16 protein-coding genes are annotated in these 16,053 nt (G+C 31.8%); 5 read left to right on the top strand and 11 right to left on the bottom strand.

Annotated features, from left to right (window positions below):
- Positions 1-68: 68 nt before the first annotated feature.
- Entirely contained in the window at positions 69-1,127 is a 1,059-nt protein-coding gene (locus MTX13_RS06685) for a ferredoxin--NADP reductase (protein ID WP_250433667.1), read from the top strand.
- 46 nt (positions 1,128-1,173) lie between these two features.
- Here MTX13_RS06685 and MTX13_RS06680 read toward each other — a convergent pair whose 3' ends face one another.
- The 3 genes from MTX13_RS06680 to MTX13_RS06670 all read right to left on the bottom strand — a co-directional run bounded on the left by MTX13_RS06680 (position 1,174) and on the right by MTX13_RS06670 (position 3,488).
- On the bottom strand, positions 1,174-1,752 hold the full coding sequence (locus MTX13_RS06680; RefSeq protein WP_250433666.1) for a hypothetical protein: 579 nt from the start codon (positions 1,750-1,752) through the stop codon (positions 1,174-1,176).
- Positions 1,753-1,779: 27 nt separating this feature from the next.
- The gene (locus tag MTX13_RS06675; RefSeq protein ID WP_250433664.1) at positions 1,780-2,805 is read right to left on the bottom strand and encodes a glycosyltransferase family 9 protein; all 1,026 of its coding nucleotides are present in this window, start codon (positions 2,803-2,805) and stop codon (positions 1,780-1,782) included.
- Positions 2,806-2,879: 74 nt separating this feature from the next.
- Complete coding sequence (locus MTX13_RS06670) at positions 2,880-3,488, bottom strand: DUF4254 domain-containing protein (RefSeq protein WP_250433662.1); 609 nt, start codon at positions 3,486-3,488, stop codon at positions 2,880-2,882.
- A gap of 74 nt (positions 3,489-3,562) precedes the next feature.
- Between MTX13_RS06670 and upp the strand changes: the two genes are divergently transcribed.
- The gene (gene upp / locus MTX13_RS06665) at positions 3,563-4,222 is read left to right on the top strand and encodes a uracil phosphoribosyltransferase (protein ID WP_250433660.1); all 660 of its coding nucleotides are present in this window, start codon (positions 3,563-3,565) and stop codon (positions 4,220-4,222) included.
- Here upp and MTX13_RS06660 read toward each other — a convergent pair.
- A complete protein-coding gene (locus MTX13_RS06660) occupies positions 4,211-5,140 on the bottom strand; it encodes a DUF6427 family protein (protein ID WP_250433658.1) in 930 nt (309 codons plus the stop codon). The two genes, upp and MTX13_RS06660, sit on opposite strands and share 12 nt — an antisense overlap.
- Positions 5,141-5,303: 163 nt before the next feature.
- Here MTX13_RS06660 and MTX13_RS06655 point away from each other — a divergent pair, with 163 nt between their 5' ends.
- Entirely contained in the window at positions 5,304-5,531 is a 228-nt protein-coding gene (locus MTX13_RS06655) for a DUF6341 family protein (protein WP_250433656.1), read from the top strand.
- Here the strand turns inward: MTX13_RS06655 and purD are convergent.
- On the bottom strand, positions 5,526-6,797 hold the full coding sequence (gene purD / locus MTX13_RS06650; protein ID WP_250433654.1) for a phosphoribosylamine--glycine ligase: 1,272 nt from the start codon (positions 6,795-6,797) through the stop codon (positions 5,526-5,528). The two genes, MTX13_RS06655 and purD, sit on opposite strands and share 6 nt — an antisense overlap.
- Positions 6,798-6,853: 56 nt before the next feature.
- On the opposite strand from purD, the gene MTX13_RS06645 reads away from it, so the two are divergent.
- The gene (locus tag MTX13_RS06645) at positions 6,854-8,191 is read left to right on the top strand and encodes a phenylacetate--CoA ligase family protein (protein WP_250433652.1); all 1,338 of its coding nucleotides are present in this window, start codon (positions 6,854-6,856) and stop codon (positions 8,189-8,191) included.
- On the top strand, positions 8,192-9,349 hold the full coding sequence (locus tag MTX13_RS06640) for a glycosyltransferase family 4 protein (RefSeq protein ID WP_250433650.1): 1,158 nt from the start codon (positions 8,192-8,194) through the stop codon (positions 9,347-9,349).
- Here the strand turns inward: MTX13_RS06640 and MTX13_RS06635 are convergent.
- The 6 genes from MTX13_RS06635 to MTX13_RS06610 form a co-directional block, all read right to left on the bottom strand.
- Complete coding sequence (locus MTX13_RS06635) at positions 9,346-10,704, bottom strand: undecaprenyl-phosphate glucose phosphotransferase (RefSeq protein WP_250433649.1); 1,359 nt, start codon at positions 10,702-10,704, stop codon at positions 9,346-9,348. The genes MTX13_RS06640 and MTX13_RS06635 overlap by 4 nt on opposite strands.
- On the bottom strand, positions 10,704-11,690 hold the full coding sequence (locus MTX13_RS06630; protein WP_250433647.1) for a UDP-glucuronic acid decarboxylase family protein: 987 nt from the start codon (positions 11,688-11,690) through the stop codon (positions 10,704-10,706). The genes MTX13_RS06635 and MTX13_RS06630 overlap by 1 nt, the downstream gene beginning before the upstream one ends.
- A complete protein-coding gene (locus MTX13_RS06625; protein WP_250433646.1) occupies positions 11,690-13,000 on the bottom strand; it encodes a UDP-glucose dehydrogenase family protein in 1,311 nt (436 codons plus the stop codon). Before MTX13_RS06625 ends, MTX13_RS06630 begins: the two co-directional genes overlap by 1 nt.
- 86 nt (positions 13,001-13,086) lie before the next feature.
- Positions 13,087-13,794, bottom strand: a complete 708-nt coding sequence (locus MTX13_RS06620) for a WecB/TagA/CpsF family glycosyltransferase (protein WP_250433645.1) — start codon at positions 13,792-13,794, stop codon at positions 13,087-13,089.
- Positions 13,795-13,831: 37 nt separating this feature from the next.
- Entirely contained in the window at positions 13,832-15,043 is a 1,212-nt protein-coding gene (locus MTX13_RS06615) for an O-antigen ligase family protein (protein ID WP_250433644.1), read from the bottom strand.
- Positions 15,009-15,875 (bottom strand): O-antigen ligase family protein, encoded by an 867-nt coding sequence (locus MTX13_RS06610; RefSeq protein ID WP_250433643.1) that lies wholly within the window; start codon positions 15,873-15,875, stop codon positions 15,009-15,011. Before MTX13_RS06610 ends, MTX13_RS06615 begins: the two co-directional genes overlap by 35 nt.
- Between the last annotated feature and the right edge of the window lie 178 nt (positions 15,876-16,053).

Genomic DNA, 16,053 nt, shown 5'->3' with positions numbered 1-16,053 from the left:
AACATTTTGTTACAATTGTCTGTAAAATACTAACTCTATTCTTTATTTTTGCCAAAAATAATCAATACATGTCACATTTTCATACACTAACCATAAAGGACCTAAAACGCGAAACCGATAAAGCTGTAACCATTAGTTTTGAGGTTCCAAATAATTTGCAAGAAGCCTTTTCTTTTAAAGCTGGACAGTATATCACCTTAAAAACCACCATTAATGGTAATGAAGTTCGTAGAGATTATTCGTTGTGCGTAGCTCCAAAAAGTGGCGATTTAAAAGTAGCTGTAAAAGAAGTTGTAGATGGTACGTTTTCATCTTACGCTAATAATACGTTAAAAGTTGGAGATACTTTAGAAGTTGGCACACCAACAGGTCGTTTTATTTTTGAGCCTAATGATAAGAAAACCAAAAATATTGCTCTTTTTGCGGCTGGTAGTGGTATTACTCCTATTTTGAGTATTATAAAATGTGCATTAGAGGAAGAAGTACACAGCAAGGTTATTTTAGTTTACGGTAACAAGTCTACTCAAGAAACCATGTTTTTAAATGAATTGTTGGAATTACAACACACTTATAAAGACAGGTTCTCTATTCAGTTTATTTTTAGTCAAGCTGATGAAGCTGATGCCATGTTTGGACGTATTGAGAAAAGTACCGTAAATTTTGTAATGAAAAACAAATACAAGCATATTGATGTAGATGCTTACTACTTATGCGGCCCAGAAGCCATGATTCATACAGTAAAAGATGTTTTAATTGAGCACAATGCGCCAAGTGACCGTATTCATTTTGAATTGTTTAAAGCGGCCAAGCCTGCTGAATTTCCGGCAGATGGTTCTATTCCAGAGGGTAGAACCCAAATTACTGTTGTTGTAGATGATGAAGAAAGCACTTTTGAAATGTCGCAGAAGCAAACCGTTTTAGAAGCCGCTTTAGATGAAGATTTAGATGCGCCTTATTCTTGTCAAGGTGGTATTTGTAGTAGTTGTCTAGCTCGTGTAAAAGAAGGTGAAGCGACTATGCGCCAAAATAATATTTTAACCGACAACGAAGTTGCCGAAGGGTTGATTTTGACGTGTCAAGCGCATCCTACCACACCAAAAATTGTCGTGGATTATGATGATATTTGATTTAATAATAGTTGAATAACATAAGGTGATAAGTGACTATTTTGACTCAATACCTGTCTGAATCATTGATTTCATGTCCACCAACATTTGTTGTTGTAATATTTCTACAGTTATCAAAACATTCAAACCCTTTCTTGTTTCTCTTTTTTGTGCTTAATGTAAAATATCTATACAAACAACGAACATCAATACCTTCAATTTCATTTTTATTAATGACATCCTTAAATATTCCATCCTCTTGATAATTTAAATCATTTATAAAAGTATCAATGTCTATTGTGTCAAATCCACCAATTCTATAAAAACGAGAATTAATAATATTAAAAGCTAAATAGTAGCTACACTCTCTTGAAAACGTAACAATATCTCCATTTATAATTCTGTAAGGTTGGTTAAATTCTACCTCTATAAATAAAAAACTACTATATAATGTTTTTAAAAATAATGCATTTTGATTTTCAACATCATTAATTATTTGTTTAATATCAAGACCTATTCCATATTCGCTAGTTGTCAATAATTTTGCCTTAAATAAAATTTTAACTGAATCCTTTTTTGAAAGTATATTTTGTCCTTTCGTTGAGAAAGACATTAAAATTAAAAATATCCATAAATATTTCTTCATCTTTTAAAAATATTAATAGGTCCCTACCTACTCAGGAATGACAGCTTTTATTTTGTTAACAACCGTTTCAACAGCAATACTTCCTGCAGCATTTTTATAGTTTCCTGGAAATTTATTGCCATAAACAGAGGTTGGAATTTTTGGGTATTGGGTTCTATCTGCCAGCAAACAATAATCTGCTGGTTGATTAAATGGTGCAAAACCAGCATAAGGATGGGTGACACCCCAAATGGTAACGGTTTTTACCCCTAACATGGCTGCTAAATGTGCATTACCAGAATCCATAGACAGCATAACATCTAAATTAGAAATAACATCCAGTTCCTCATCAAGGCTTAATTTTCCAGCTAGGTTAATAATACCTTTTTTTTCCGATTCGAAATAGTTTAAAATCTGTATTTCCTTTTTACCGCCTCCAAATAACAGTACTTGATAATCTTTAGAAAGTTTTTCAATAACCTGTTCCATCTGCTCTAAAGGATACATTTTACTGTCATGCGCTGCAAATGGCGCAATACCAATACGTTTTTTGTTTGGTTTCCCAATAAGTTTTAAGCAGTTTTCGTTAAGCTGTGAAGCTTCTGGAAAAGTTGGATTACTTAAATCAATTGGGTAACCCATGGTTTTAAAAACATCGGCATAGCGTTGATGCGTGGTTTTCAATGGCTTGAAATCTTTGCCTTTTATTAATCGCTTTTTTTCTTTTCTGCCTTTGTTAATGGTAGCCACTTTGCGAATACCCAACATAGGCTTTAATACCTTACTACGTAAAACCTTATGTAAATCGGCCACAGCATCGCACTTTAGTGGTCTAATTTCTCTAGATAGTTTATATAGTCCTTTTAAACCTTTATGTCGGTCTTTAACATGGGCAGGATAAACCCTTACATTTTCTAAATCTCGAAACAGGGGTTTAAAAAAATCACGAGTTAAAACGGTTAGTTTAACATCGGGATGTTGTTTTGTAAAAGCTCGTAACACAGGAATAGTCATGGCAACATCTCCCATTGCTGAAAGACGAATGACTAAAATGTGTTTTGGTTTTTTAGACATAATATTATTATGTCATGTTGAGCGCAGTCGAAACATCTTTTTAAAGATTCTTCACTTCGTTCTGAATGACAGTTTTATTTTTGGGAACGAAGAACTGGGTTTAGTTCGTCGTCGTTGTACATTTTCATTTGCTTGTACACTTTCATATACTTATCCCCTTTTTCAATATCTGACAATAAGGTGTCAATAGCTGTCGATAAATCGACGCGTTGTTCCAGTAAAACATCTAATTTTTTCTGGCAGGCTTCACGATGGGCTTCAGAAGCATCAGTTCGTGTTGCTTCTTCATTCATGTGATAGATTTTTAAAGCTAAAATTGATAATCTATCAATTCCCCAAGCTGGACTTTCTGTATTAATCGTAGCGTCAGCTTTTGGTGTAACATCTTTATACTTTTCCAGAAAATAGCTATCAATATATTCCACCATATCTGTTCTGTCTTGGTTAGAAGCATCAATTTGGCGTTTCAGTTTTAATGCTGCAACAGGATCGATTTGTGGATCGCGAATAATATCTTCATAATGCCATTGAACGGTATCTATCCAACATTTTCTGTATAATAAATGCTCAATTAAATTAGAGTCTTTATCGTAAGGGTTTGTAAAGGGTTGGTCAACGGTATTAATTACGTGGTATTTTTCAATAACCTCTTGAAATATTTTGTTCGCTTGTTCTGTAAACATGATATTGGATTTTAAAACGCAAATATAAACCTATTTATTAACTTTACGATTCATCTTAAACATCAAAAGCAACCATGCATATTCATAATTTATCTCTTAAAAATTCTATACTCAATACCTTTATAGCAGAAATGCGCGATGTGGATATACAAAAAGACGCCATGCGTTTTAGGCGTAATATAGAGCGTACTGGTGAAATTTTAGGCTATGAATTAAGTCAATCGCTTCAATATAAGAGCACTTCGACAAAAACACCTTTGGGTGAAGTGAGCACGTCGTTAATTTCAGATGATATTGTTTTATGTTCCATTTTACGAGCTGGCGTTCCCTTGCATAACGGTTTGTTAAATTATTTTGACACCTCTGAAAATGCTTTTATTTCGGCTTATAGACATCATAAACACAATCCTGAAAGTTTTGAAATAATTGTAGAATATTTGGCTTGTCCAACCTTGGAAGGTAAAACATTAATTTTGGCTGATCCTATGTTGGCCACAGGACAATCTATGGTAGCAACCTTTGAGGCTTTAAAACCATTTGGAACACCAAAATCTTTGCATTTAGTTAGCGTTATTGGAGCTCAAGAAGGCGTTGGTTATGTATCAAAACATTTTGATTCTGAAACGCATTTGTGGATTGCTACAGTTGATGAAAAGCTGAATGAAAAAGGCTATATTGTCCCTGGTTTAGGTGATGCTGGCGATTTAGCTTTTGGTGAGAAATTACAAAATTAAATTAGCCAAAGAAGCTACAATTAATATCCAAATTAATACTTCCTTAAACCACTTCTCTGAAATAAGTTCTACATAATTTGTAACTATAATAGCCAATGGTGCCAAAACAAAAATGAACTCTGAACCCGATTTGTTTGGCGCAATAATAACAATTACAAACGCTATAAGCGCAGCAAATAAAACAAGTAAATATGATGGCCTATAGCTTTTAGATTTGTTTTTTAGGTTGTTCAAGTAATAGAATAAAGACCATAAAAAATAGCTAAACAAAATAGTAGCTCCAATAATAATGTTTCTTTGATTAAGACTACTGAAATCGAAACTTATATACGTATTAAACCGCAAAGTATAATCTGTCAGGCTGATGTTTAATACAATTAACGATGCGTAAGTTATAACAGCCACTAATAGTATTCCAATAAGTGGGATGAACCAATTTTTAATATCAGAAATTTTATAAAGAAACAAAGCAGCAAAAATTAAAACAAAAAACAGCCCGCTCCAGAAATAGAGCAATGTTGCAAGGCTGATCCAAATAGCAGCATCAAGAATTTTCTTTTTTTGATGTTTTTTTGATCGTAAGCTAATAATACGCCTTAAGGCAAAAAGCACTAATAAGTTTGCAAGCAACAAATTAGATTTTAAAAAAACTTGAGGAATTAACATGCAGAATAGTGCAAAAAACAGAATCTGATAACTGTTCTTTTTTGTAAGCTTATTTTTAGAGACCAAAAAGTCTAATATAAAAACAGAAAACAAGACAATGCCTAAAAGAGCAATCTGTTTTAAAATATACCAAATATCAATAGCAATGCCTTCTCCATAATGGATTTTAATAGTCGAAAAAACTAAAAAAAGTACCACAGCAATGATTACAAAATGTATAGGGTTAGATTTACTAAAAAACTTTGCAATCATATAATTTGACAGATTTCTGAAATTAGAACTAGAATTAGCAAGGGTAAATTACTAATATTCTTCTCAATTTATTAAAATTTAATTCTAAAAAAATGTAATTTTGCCCAACATTAGATAGTTAATTATACGCTTTATACTCAATAAAGCCATAAATTGAAATACAATGAAAGACTTTTTTTACGCTATACAAGATTTATTTGTTGATGTTTTATTTGCCCCTTTTGATGCCTTAAGAACACTGGAATTAGACAATTGGTTCGCCGCAAATTTTGTTAGCTGGTTATTTATAATTATAGGTTTTGTTGCCTTTGTTTATTGGATGTTACAACTAAAGTCGTTTAACGATAACAACGAAGAAGATAAGAGCATTACATCACACTCTTATCTATAAATCAAAACCTATATCTCTACGATAATACATCTTATCAAAATGTAGTTTTTCTATATTTTGATAAGATTTTTTTATGGCCTCATCGTAGGTTTTACCATAACTTGTTATAGCCATAACACGACCTCCTGATGTTACAATTTTTCCTTCTTTAAGTATTGCTCCAGCATGAAACGGAATAGAGCCTTCAATATTCTCTAAACCTAAAACTTCTTTTCCTTTTTGATAGCCTTCAGGATAACCACCAGAAACTAACATAACAGTAGTTGCTGCGCGTTCATCAATTTCAATACTAATGCTGTCTAGTGTTTGATTGGAGATAGCTTGAAAAATCTCAACTAAATCGTTTTTTAATCTTGGCAAAACAACTTCGGTTTCAGGATCTCCCATTCTAACATTATATTCAATAACCTTTGGGTCATCGCCAACTTTTATCAAGCCAATAAACACAAACCCTTTATAGGGTAAGTTGTCTTTTTGTAAACCCGTTATAGTTGGCTTAACAATTTGTTCTTCAATTTTATTTAAAAAATTTGATGTAGCAAACGGTACTGGAGAAACCGCTCCCATACCTCCAGTGTTTAAACCTGTATCGCCTTCGCCAATGCGCTTATAGTCTTTTGCAGTTGGAAGAATTTTATAGTTTTTACCATCAGTTAAAACAAAACAACTTAACTCAATACCATCTAAAAACTCTTCAATGACAACTTTAGAACTTGCATTTCCAAATTTGGCATCAACCAACATGTTTTTTAATTCGGTTTTAGCTTCATCTAAATTGTTGAGAATTAACACACCTTTACCAGCTGCTAAACCATCTGCCTTTAATACGTAAGGAGGTTTTAACGTTTCTAAAAAGGCACAGCCTTCTTCAACATTATTAGCATTAAAACTTTGATATGCTGCGGTAGGAATATTGTGGCGCATCATAAATTCTTTTGCAAATTCCTTGCTACCTTCCAATTCTGCAGCTGCTTTTTCAGGGCCTATAACTGCAACGTGCTTTAATTCAGAATCGTTTAAAAAGAAGTCATGGATGCCCTGAACCAAAGGATCTTCTGGGCCAACTACAACCATATCTACTTGCTTGTTTAAAACAAGGGTTTTAATTGCAGGAAAATCTGTTACTGAAACATTTATATTTTCCGCTATTTCTGCTGTTCCTGAATTACCAGGCGCCACATAAAGTTTATCACATAATGCACTTTGTGCTATTTTCCAAGCAAATGTATGCTCTCTTCCTCCTGATCCTAGTATTAAAATATTCATGTTGCGTTTTGTTTGGTGCAAAAATAATTGCTTTTACGCTGAAAAAATAATTAGTTTTGGAAAAAGATTTTATGCCTTTTTATAACGCTTTACTAAAACATCTTATCTTACCCATTGGTGATGTGGTTTTTGGAGGCACCTATTTAAAGCACTTAAAGACATGGCGTGAATATGACCATAAATCGGAATCGGAATTGTTATCAATCCAAAAGGAAAACTTAAGCGCTATTTTAGATTATGCGAAAAACCATGTCCCTTATTATAAACAAAGTAATGCAACCGATTTAAGCGAATTTCCCATTCTTACCAAATCTATTTTAAGAGACTCATACAATGAACTCATTTCCGATGACTACAAAATTGAAAATTTAGATAAACATTATAGTAGTGGGAGTTCGGGTATTCAGTCGTTTACTTTTATGACCAAAGACCATACGTTTTTTTTGCGAGCGTTGCAGACGCATTGGTGGCAATGGAGTGGTTATAATATAGGAGACAACTTACTGCAATTTGGAATTTCTCAAAAACGTTCTTTTTTAAAAAAGTTAAAAGATGTTTTTTATAAATGTACTTATGTTAAGGCGTTTGGATTATCAGAATCTGAATTGAAGGAAACACTTGTAAAAATATCAAAAAAAAAGCGGCTGTTTATTGCTGGATATCCTTCGGTTATTAATCAGTTATCTAAAGTTGCTATTCAAGAAAACATAAAACCTGACATTTCGGGAGTTATATGTTTTGGTGATAAACTGTTTGAATCCTACAGGGGTAATATTCACACTGCGTTTAGCAACAATATTTCTTTAGTGGACACATATGGCTGTGCTGAAGGATTATTAATGGCTTGTAAGCATGAGCTAGATTATTATTCCATTATGTCTCCTCATGTTTATCTGGAAATTGTTGATGACCTTGGTAATCCTGTTAAGGATGGCGACATGGGCCATGTTTTGGTTACTTGTCTAACCAATAAAGCCATGCCGTTAATTCGCTATAAACTAGGTGATTTAGCCATTAAGCTTCCAAAAGAAAATTACCCAAAAAATAGAACTTTAAACTACCCATTATTGCAAAAAGTAATTGGTAGAGAGACCGATATTGTTAAAACCAATAAAGGCATTACACTTAACGTACACAGTTTTACTGGTGTATTAGAGTATTATCAGTCCATAAAACAATATAAAATAATTCAGAATAATTTAGAAAGCATCATTATTGAGTATATTGTTGATGAAAAATATAGTTTTGATGATTCTGTCCTTATCGATGTCAAAAACAAACTAAATACGTTAACTCATAATTGTTTAAATATCAACTTTAAAAAAGTTTTAAAAATAAAGCCCACAAAATCAGGAAAACCTCAAATAATAGAGTCTAATTTGAAGCCAAAATAGATGAAAGAAGTATTAATCGTTACTAACTACTTCCCGCCGGAAACTGGGGCCGCATCTAATCGTATGTTTCATTTGGCTTCGGGATTACAAAAAAGAAATTATAAAGTTTCGGTCTTGACGCCTTTGCCGAATTATCCCACTGGAAAGATTTTTAATACCTACAGAGGCAAGTTTCATGTTTTTAGCAAGGAAAACCAAATAAATGTTAATAGACTATGGATATATGCAAGCAATTCAAAAAACAAGCTTATGCGTTTGATTGCAATGTTATCTTACAGTTTTAGCTTAGCTTGGTACTTTGTCTGGAATAAAATACCTAAAACAGTAATTATACAATCTCCTCCTTTGCTTGTAGCTTTTACATGTATGCTATTTCTAAGAAAAAAAAAACGCAAAATAATTTTAAATGTCAGTGATTTATGGCCACTGGCTGGTTTAGAACTAGGCGTATTTAAAAAGAACTTTAGTTATACATTTTTAGAGAAAATTGAATTTTTCAATTATAGGAGAGCCGATTTAATTCTAGGACAAAGTGAGGAAATATTATCTCATATAAAAAATAAGTTGCCCAATAAACAAACCTTCCTTTATAGAAATTACCCTGATTTTGAACCTCCCACATACACACTTCATGAACCTTGTGAAGGTAAACTTAAATTGGTTTACGCTGGTTTGTTAGGTGTGGCGCAAGGCATTTATAAGCTCTGTAACGAATTGGAGTACAATAATATTGAATTTCATATTTATGGTGCAGGTTCTGAACAAAAATTAATTGAAAACTTTATTCAAAAAAATAATGATTTACCGATTTTTTATCATGGTGAAGTTTCAAGAAATGAATTACATTCTAAACTCATAAATTATGATTTAGCTATTATTCCGTTGCTCAATCGAATTTATGGTTCAGTACCTTCAAAAATATTTGAATACGCAAGATTAGGGCTTCCTGTTCTTTACTTTGGAGGTGGTGAAGGCGAAAGCATTATTAAAGAGCATGCTTTGGGTTGGATTGCTGAATCTGGAAATTATGAGCACTTAAATAAAGTAATCTCTTCAATTAAGGTGGCAGACCTGAAAATAAAGGACAAAATCAGGAAATCAGCCATTAAGGTTTTTGATTTTAATGTACAACTCGAAGAACTATCAAAAAAACTTTAATAGGCTTTATCTTCTCCCTTTACAGCATTAAAAAAAGTTTTGGTTATAATTTTCAAGTCTAGTAACAACGACCAGTTTTCTATATAAAAAATATCATACTTCACACGGCCAATTATATCCTTATCCGTTTCAACCTCTCCTCTAAAACCACTTATTTGCGCTAAACCAGTAATACCTGGTTTAACAAAATGTCGAACCATAAATTTGTCTATTTTTTTAGCATACATATTGGTATGACTTACCATATGAGGTCTTGGGCCTACTACAGACATATCTCCAAACAACACATTGAAGAATTGCGGTAATTCATCTATACTAGTCTTTCTTATAAACTTGCCTATTTTTGTAACACGTTGGTCTCCTCGAGTTGCTTGATAAATGTGCGCATCCTTATTAGGGGTCATTGAGCGAAATTTATAACAGTCAAATTCTTTATAATTAAATCCATTTCTAGATTGCTTAAAGAATACTGGCCCTTTTGATTCTAGCTTAATTAAAATTGCAATAATTGGAGTAAGCCAGGATAAAATAAAAATTATAACGAATGAGGAGAAAATAATATCAAATGCCCGTTTTAAAAATTGATTTACCGAATCGTCTAAAGGGATGTCTCTTAAAGAAAGTATTGGTATGTAATCGTAATACTCATACTTGAGTTTTTTAGAATAGATCTCCTTATTATCTGGTAAAAATTTTAATATTTTTAAATTATTATCAGCAAAGTGAATAATTCTAGTCATTTGTTGATTAGTGAGTTCGGAAATTGAACAATAAATTTCGTCTATTGATTGTTCGCCCATGAACTGAAAACATCTATCTAAATTAAAATTATCTTTGTCTCTAACATTAAAGGTTTTCTTATGCGTATATCCATATTCTGGATTTTCATTAAAAAAGGTTTCTAATGCAATTGTCTGTTTATTTCTTCCTATTATGGCTGTTGTTCTATAGTTTCCTCCAAATGCAGTCCTATACTTTTGTAAAAGGTAATAAAAAGCAAACTTAAATAACCCAATTAATAAAAACGAATAAGCCACATATTTTAAAATCGTTTTGGGCTGAATGTTAAGCTCATAATAAAAACCCGAATAAGCTAACATAATCATTGCAAACAAAACCATTTGCCTTAGAATTAAAGACAAGATTGTTATTTCTCTAGTATAGCGATAAACTTCATAAAATTTTGAATACAATGAAAGCAAAACCCAAGATACCGATATAATCAAACAAAACTTAAAAGGGTTAATAAAATCGAAAAACCAAAAAATAGCCAAACCATTTATAATACCTAAATCTATTGTATAAGAAATAGGGCGAATATAAATTGAATATCTACCATGCCTTATTTGACTCATCAGTTTTTTATATGCTTTGAAAAATCTTTATGCTCTCTCTTGTTAAGCTCTTCAGGTGATAACTTTTTAAAATACTCAAATGTTCTTTGCATACCTTCTGCTCTTCCAATTTTAGGGGTCCAACCTAATAGTTTTTTAGCTAGAGATATATCTGGTTGACGTTGTAAAGGATCATCAACAGGTAGTTCTTTATAAATTATTTGCTGTTTGGTTCCTGTTAATTTTATAATTTCTTCTGCAAAATCTTTAATTGAAATTTCATGAGGATTTCCTATATTAACTGGATATGAGTAATCACTAAAAAGTAATCTAAAAATCCCTTCAACTTGATCATCCACAAAACAAAACGATCGTGTTTGAGAACCATCTCCAAAGACTGTCAAGTCTTCTCCTCTTAATGCTTGACCCATAAAAGCAGGAATAACCCTTCCGTCATTAAGCCTCATTCTTGGTCCATAAGTATTAAAAATTCTAACTATTCTAGTTTCTAAACCATGAAACCTATGATATGCCATGGTTATCGACTCTTGAAAACGTTTCGCCTCATCGTAAACCCCTCTGGGTCCTATAGTATTTACATTACCATAATACTCTTCTGTTTGTGGATGAACTAATGGATCGCCATACACTTCAGATGTCGATGCTATTAAAATTCTAGCTTTTTTGGCTTTGGCAAGGCCTAATAAGTTATGGGTTCCTAAAGACCCAACTTTTAATGTTTGAATAGGGATTTTTAAATAATCTATTGGGCTTGCAGGCGAAGCAAAATGCAGAATATAATCAAGATCATCATCAATACTTACAAATTCTGTTACATCGTGTTCTACAAATTGAAAATGATTATTATTTAACAGATGATTTATGTTTTTTTTATCTCCGGTAATGAAATTATCCATCCCAATAACAAAAAAGCCTTCGTCAATGAAACGGTCACATAAATGAGAGCCTAAAAATCCTGCTGCACCTGTTATTAAAATTCTTTTCATTAACTAACCGTTTGACGCCCAATTGAGCTGTAATAAAATCCTTCGTTTTTCATTTCATTTATATCATACAAATTCCTTCCATCAAAAATAACTGGATTTAACATTCTAGATTTTAACTCCATAAAGTTTGGTGTTCTAAATATACTCCATTCGGTACATATAATCAAAGCTTCTGCATTATCAAGGGCGTCATACATGTTTGTAGCAAACTGTATTTTGTCTCCAAATTTTCTTTTAACATTGTTCGCCGCTTCTGGGTCAAACACTGTTATTTGAGCTCCTTTATCTAATAATTCTTCTATTATGTAAAGCGCGGGTGCCTCTCTAATATCATCTGTTTCAGGCTTAAAAGCTAGCCCCCAAATTGCAATTTTTATATTTTTTAAGTCATTATTAAAGTACTTTTCTATTCTTGGAATTAAAACTTTCTTTTGGGAATTATTAACTTCAATTACGGCGTCTAAAATTGAAAAATCATAGTTGTTTTCTTGCCCAGATTTATACAATGCTTTTACATCTTTAGGAAAGCATGAACCTCCATAACCTATTCCTGGAAACAAAAAACGTTTTCCTATACGAGAATCTGTTCCCATACCAACACGCACTTTATCTACATCTGCCCCTACTTTTTCGCAAAAATTCGCTATTTCGTTCATGAATGTAATTTTTGTCGCCAGAAAAGAATTGGCAGCATACTTTGTTAATTCTGCAGATTTTTCATCCATTACAATAATTGGATTTCCAGATCGAACAAAAGGCTTATAAAGCTTTTCCATTAAGCTTGTAGCTTTATCTGAACTAGAACCAATTACAATACGTTCTGGTTTTAGAAAATCATCTACCGCAAAACCTTCGCGTAAAAACTCTGGGTTTGATACCACGTCAAAATCGACCGATGTTTCTTTAGAGATTGCACTTTTTACCAAATCTGCTGTGCCAACTGGAACTGTACTTTTATCTACAATAACTTTGTAGTCAGTTATTAGTCGTCCTATATCTTTAGCGGCTCCTAAAACATAAGATAGATCTGCAGAGCCGTCCTCGTCTTCTGGTGTAGGTAAGGCAAGAAATATAATATCACCATGGTTTAGCCCTTCTTCAAGCGATGTTGAAAATTTTAAGCGTCCTGCCTTTATATTTCTTTCAAAAAGGATATCGAGGTGAGGTTCATAAATTGGAACAATGCCCTGTTGCATTTTTTCCACTTTACCTTTATCTATATCTATACATAAAACATTGTTTCCTGTTTCTGCTAAGCAAGTTCCTGTAACTAGACCTACATAACCTGTTCCTATTACTGATATGTTCATTTATTTGTTTTTAATTGTGACAAAAATAGGGAAGTAAATTTATTTAGCTATCTGAATTGCAGATAGAATACTGTTGTTTTTTAAAATCATTTTGCAATTTTATTTTTAAAGAACTTGGCTTTAAAAACCAGCAAGATAAACTTCGTGTTTCCTACTAAATAACGTTTCCACATACGCTCAGGCTCTTGTATAAGTCTATAGAACCATTCCAATCCTGATTTTTGCATCCATAAAGGTGCTCTTTTTACTTTTCCAGCAACAACATCAAAACTACCGCCAACTCCCATGATAAAATTAACATTTTTAAGCAATTCTCTATTATCAAATAAGAAGTTCTCTTTAATCGGAGAGCTAATAGCGACAAACAGCATATTGGCACCGCTATCCGATATTTGTTTTGCTATTTCTTTTTCATCTTCCTTCTTGAAATACCCATTTCTATACCCTGCAATAATTTCATCAGAATACTTTTTGCTATAAGTATCAACAACTTCTTTTACAACTTCTTCTTTAGCCCCAAAAAAGAATATTTTATATTTTTTTTCATGAGCTATTTTTACTAGATTTATCATTAAATCAATTCCAGAAACTCTTTCTTTTAGCGGCTTCCCCAAAATCTTTGATGCCCATACTACTGCTTGACCATCTGCATTAATCAAATCAGATTCGTTAACACTATTTCGAAGTTGCAAGTCGTCTTGCATAGCAACAATTTTGCCTGCATTAACAACAACATGATGAATTTGTTGCTTATTTACAATTGCTTGTTGCACTTTGACAAGTGTTTCTTGCATACTCAAGTTGTCTATATATGTATTGAGAAAGTTGTGTTTATTCATTATTATTTAGAAGCAATCTGTCTTTCTTATAGATTGTATTATTAATTAAAAAAGTTGCGAAAAAAGTATAAAACGTTATCCCTTTATGTACGTTTAAAATAGATTCGGTTAAGCATACCCCAGATATAACGAGCGTAAAGGCTAGTAAAGTTGGATTTTTTTTTCGTAATGCAACTATAAATGGCCATAAAAAAATAGTTGTTAAGCATAAGCAGCCTCCTATCAATCCATTTCTAGCAATATTATCTAAGTATTGGTTGTGAGGGTTGTATCTGTATTTATACCCCATAACAAAGTCCATGTTTTCATATTCTTTTACAAGTTCATCTATCAAATCTCCTGTACCTGTACCAAACCATAGATTATCATTTATAACCTTTAATGAAGCTTCAATTTTTCCGAACCTTGAAGAAATACTTTGGTAGTTGTTCTTGTCAAAACCAAACTTTTCAATTTCGGTCAATTGATTGAATTTTTGATTTATAGAAGGAACGGTAATTGCAAATAAAACTCCAATTGAAGAAACTATAGATAATATAATTAGTCTTTTTATTTTAGATTTTATTAAGATAAAAATCGTTACACATATTGAAATTATTGACAAGACAAAAATAATTCTTGCTGATGTTATAATGGCAGAGATTAGAAAAAATACAGCTAAAAAACCAAACAATGTTTTGTCTTTTTTGTAAAACACCAAAATGCAAATCCAATATGCTAACAGATTATACATACCTAAGTAAGTTGAATGATAAATATCGGTCGTTATTATCATGTAAAAATTAGTGCCAAAATTAAAGTAATAGAAGAAAAGATAAAACAAATACAGGTTTACTACTATTAACCCAAGTAAATAGACCTTGAATAATTTTTCATTATTAATATGGTTGCTTAAGCTCCAAAAAATGAAGGGAAAGGCCAAAAAGCTTAAATTCTTCACTAAAAAATTTAAGCCATAATCCAAATTTAAAGAATTAAAAAGACCTATAGCGTAGACAATTAAAGGCAGAGAACTGATGAAAATATTGTAACTCTTTTTTTTGTAGGTTAATTTTTCAAAAAAAAGAAGGTTGATAACACTAAGTATTATTAAAATAATAATTACCCCACTACTGTAATTGAGCTTTACTGGAAGGACAGTAAAAAGAATAAATAGGGCTAAAAAAAAATTAGTCGATTTTAATATTGTTTTTCTTAAACTCATACATTAAAACTAAAATCAATGTAATATTAAATGGAAAATTGACTATCGCATTCCCAAAAAACATTGGTATGGCCATTAAAATAATTATATTTAAATTCTTACCCATAACTTTATAAATGTTTTTTAAGAAATTCAAAAATAAAAGAAAGCCTAAAACTCCGTATTCTAATAATACTTTAACAAAATCATTGTGAGGATCCTTGTCCATAAATGAATAAGGCATATTGCCCTTTGTTAAATGGTCTACACCTACACCAAAAACTATTTTTAAAAACGCTTCTGAAAAAAAAGTAGCCATTAATTTAGACCAGTATATAATTCGCCAAACAAAAGAACCATGCCCTCCTGCTCTATTTACCCCATCTATCGTATAAGTGTTAATTCTTTCTTTTAAAAACTCCCATGAAATATAGCCAATGGAATCAAGTTGATATGCTATTTTATCTGAAAAACTTACAGTTAAAATTATTGCCATAAGAAGTAATACTACAAAGGTCAGTTTCTTTAAAAAAGATATACGTTTAGAGTTCAGAGCGTTATATCCCAACAAAACTAACAGCACCAATAATCCCCCTGTCGATTTGGTTAAGATTAAAGATAGTAAGAGTCCAATGAGGCAAACTATTTTAATAACTTTGTTCTTAAAAGGATTATGAAAAACCAAAAAATATATACTCATTGACAAAACATAGGCCAAATGATTTGAATGATCAAAAATGTTTTGGTTTCGGCCGCCTTCCCAACCTAAAAACTGATGAAATCCCAATGGTATAGTTAGGATAAAATATAGTATAATAATTATAAATGCATATTTAATATCTTCTTTCTTCATATAAGAAATTAATACCGCAAACATGAAATAAGCCACAAACCTTAACCAGCCCTTTACAGAGAAAATCTTAATGTCAAAATATAATGCGGTTTGTATTACTAAAAATCCAAGAACAACAAAAACCACATGCAAATAAATCTTACTTATAGGGTTTAAGGTTAATTTAGATTTTTTTTGA

Source organism: Hanstruepera flava (genome assembly GCF_023634025.1).
Lineage (GTDB): Bacteria > Bacteroidota > Bacteroidia > Flavobacteriales > Flavobacteriaceae > Hanstruepera > Hanstruepera flava.
Note: the sequence above shows the minus strand (reverse complement) of the source record. Positions and strands in the feature narration are given on the sequence as shown.

What these genes read in the sequence shown, in the direction of transcription:
- MTX13_RS06685 (WP_250433667.1), top strand. Translation starts at nt 69, where the DNA reads ATGTCACATTTTCATACACTAACCATAAAGGACCTAAAACGCGAAACC.
- MTX13_RS06620 (WP_250433645.1), bottom strand. Translation starts at nt 13,794, where the DNA reads ATGCAAGAAACACTTGTCAAAGTGCAACAAGCAATTGTAAATAAGCAA.
- MTX13_RS06675 (WP_250433664.1), bottom strand. Translation starts at nt 2,805, where the DNA reads ATGTCTAAAAAACCAAAACACATTTTAGTCATTCGTCTTTCAGCAATG.
- MTX13_RS06670 (WP_250433662.1), bottom strand. Translation starts at nt 3,488, where the DNA reads ATGTTTACAGAACAAGCGAACAAAATATTTCAAGAGGTTATTGAAAAA.
- MTX13_RS06635 (WP_250433649.1), bottom strand. Translation starts at nt 10,704, where the DNA reads ATGAGTCAAATAAGGCATGGTAGATATTCAATTTATATTCGCCCTATT.
- purD (WP_250433654.1), bottom strand. Translation starts at nt 6,797, where the DNA reads ATGAATATTTTAATACTAGGATCAGGAGGAAGAGAGCATACATTTGCT.
- MTX13_RS06610 (WP_250433643.1), bottom strand. Translation starts at nt 15,875, where the DNA reads ATGAAGAAAGAAGATATTAAATATGCATTTATAATTATTATACTATAT.
- MTX13_RS06625 (WP_250433646.1), bottom strand. Translation starts at nt 13,000, where the DNA reads ATGAACATATCAGTAATAGGAACAGGTTATGTAGGTCTAGTTACAGGA.
- MTX13_RS06630 (WP_250433647.1), bottom strand. Translation starts at nt 11,690, where the DNA reads ATGAAAAGAATTTTAATAACAGGTGCAGCAGGATTTTTAGGCTCTCAT.
- MTX13_RS06660 (WP_250433658.1), bottom strand. Translation starts at nt 5,140, where the DNA reads ATGATTGCAAAGTTTTTTAGTAAATCTAACCCTATACATTTTGTAATC.
- MTX13_RS06655 (WP_250433656.1), top strand. Translation starts at nt 5,304, where the DNA reads ATGAAAGACTTTTTTTACGCTATACAAGATTTATTTGTTGATGTTTTA.
- MTX13_RS06680 (WP_250433666.1), bottom strand. Translation starts at nt 1,752, where the DNA reads ATGAAGAAATATTTATGGATATTTTTAATTTTAATGTCTTTCTCAACG.
- MTX13_RS06640 (WP_250433650.1), top strand. Translation starts at nt 8,192, where the DNA reads ATGAAAGAAGTATTAATCGTTACTAACTACTTCCCGCCGGAAACTGGG.
- MTX13_RS06615 (WP_250433644.1), bottom strand. Translation starts at nt 15,043, where the DNA reads ATGAGTTTAAGAAAAACAATATTAAAATCGACTAATTTTTTTTTAGCC.
- upp (WP_250433660.1), top strand. Translation starts at nt 3,563, where the DNA reads ATGCATATTCATAATTTATCTCTTAAAAATTCTATACTCAATACCTTT.